Raw genomic sequence first — 1,419 nt, 5'->3', positions numbered from 1 at the left:
GCTGGCGGACCTGGCCGCGGACCGCGTCACCGGCGCCGCCGTGCTGCGCGCGCACTGAGCTGCTGGCCGGCGACCGGCGTGCTTGACTGGGGGGTGACGGGCCGGCAGCCCGGCCCGGGACAGGAGGAGGGCGTCATGTCCTCGGACCGGCACGGGCCGTCCGCTGTCCGGCGGCAGGCGGCGAAGGAGATCCTCGCGGTCGAACGCTCGGAGCCGCGGCCGGGCTGGCTGGTCGTCACCGCGGTCGGGGAGATCGACGCGGTGTCCGTGCGGCTGCTGCAGCGCGCGACGTGGCAGGAGGCGGCCGCGGTCACGGTGGTGGACCTGTCCGGCGTGACCCTGCTCGGTGCGGCCGGGTTGCGGGCGCTGGCACAGGCTGCCTGGCGCGCACGGGCGGAGGGCGGCCGGCTGTGGCTGGTCGTGCCGCCGCACCCGGTTTCGGTCGCCTTGTCGATGTTCTGGCCCGGTGAGCGCGTCCGCGGGTTCGCGACGCTGGCGGACGCGCTGCGGGCGGACGCCGGGGACCCGGGATGAGCACGGGGCCGGACGACCGCGCGGTGTTCGTGATCGAGCCGAACACGGTGCCGCCGCTCAGCGCGCTCCGGCGGTGGACCGGCCGGGTGCTGCCGCTGCTGGGCGCGGACCACCTGTGGGCGGCGTGCCTGGTCGTGACCGAGCTGGCCACGAACGCCCACGAACACGGCGCCGGACCGGTCACGATCACCGCTTCGGCCGCCGCGGTCCCGTGCTCGGCGCTGCTGGAGGTCCATGACGAGGGCGCCGAGCGCCCGGTGACCGGCGAGCCGGGGCCCGGCTCCCCGCACGGCCGGGGGTTGGTGCTGGTGCACGGGCTTTCGCGGGCTTGGGGTGTGCGGGGAACCGGGCTCGGGAAGACGGTGTGGGCGCGGATCGACTGCGGGAGCGGGACGATCGGGCCGTGCCAGGTGCGGCCGGAGCCGATCGTGATGGACCCGGAGCCCTGCTGACGGCGGGGTGCCGGTCGGCCGGGATTGGCTGCGGGCTTGAGCCGGGATCGACGGCGGGCGATCGGGTCACGCCCGGCGCCCGGCTGACCGTGGGCCGGGTCGGCCGGGTGGCGACCGCGGGCTTGGGCCGGGATTGACGGCGGGCGATCGGGCCGCGCTCGGTGCAGCCGGAGTCCGGCTGACCATGGGCTGGGTCAACCGCGGGGCTTCCGCATCGCTGCGCCGAATGCGCCGCGGGCCGCGGGAGCGATCAAGCCGCAGCCCGGCTGACCGCGGGCCCGCTCACCCAGGCGCGCCCGTGCGGCGTTCCGTGGTCAAGACCGCCCAGACGGCCTTCCCACCCGACCACCGCGGGCTGCTTCCCCACCGCTGCGCCGAATGCGCCACCAGCTGCAGGCCCAGGCCGGCCGACCCGGGCCTTGGCCGTGGGGAC

2 protein-coding genes are annotated in these 1,419 nt (G+C 77.1%); both read left to right on the top strand.

Annotated elements, in window-relative coordinates:
• Positions 1 to 135: 135 nt before the first annotated feature.
• Entirely contained in the window at positions 136 to 534 is a 399-nt protein-coding gene (locus tag G3I65_RS05815) for an STAS domain-containing protein (RefSeq protein WP_160695187.1), read from the top strand.
• Complete coding sequence (locus tag G3I65_RS05810; protein ID WP_160695186.1) at positions 531 to 986, top strand: ATP-binding protein; 456 nt, start codon at positions 531 to 533, stop codon at positions 984 to 986. The genes G3I65_RS05815 and G3I65_RS05810 overlap by 4 nt, the downstream gene beginning before the upstream one ends.
• Positions 987 to 1,419: the final 433 nt, after the last annotated feature.

This window comes from Amycolatopsis sp. SID8362, from assembly GCF_010550475.1.
GTDB classification, from domain to species: Bacteria; Actinomycetota; Actinomycetes; order Mycobacteriales; family Pseudonocardiaceae; genus Amycolatopsis; species Amycolatopsis eburnea.
The sequence above is the reverse complement of the archived record's forward strand: the minus strand, read 5'-3'. Positions and strand labels throughout refer to the sequence as shown.

Coding starts and splice junctions, on each gene's coding strand:
- G3I65_RS05815 (WP_160695187.1), top strand. CDS start 136: ATGTCCTCGGACCGGCACGGGCCGTCCGCTGTCCGGCGGCAGGCGGCG.
- G3I65_RS05810 (WP_160695186.1), top strand. CDS start 531: ATGAGCACGGGGCCGGACGACCGCGCGGTGTTCGTGATCGAGCCGAAC.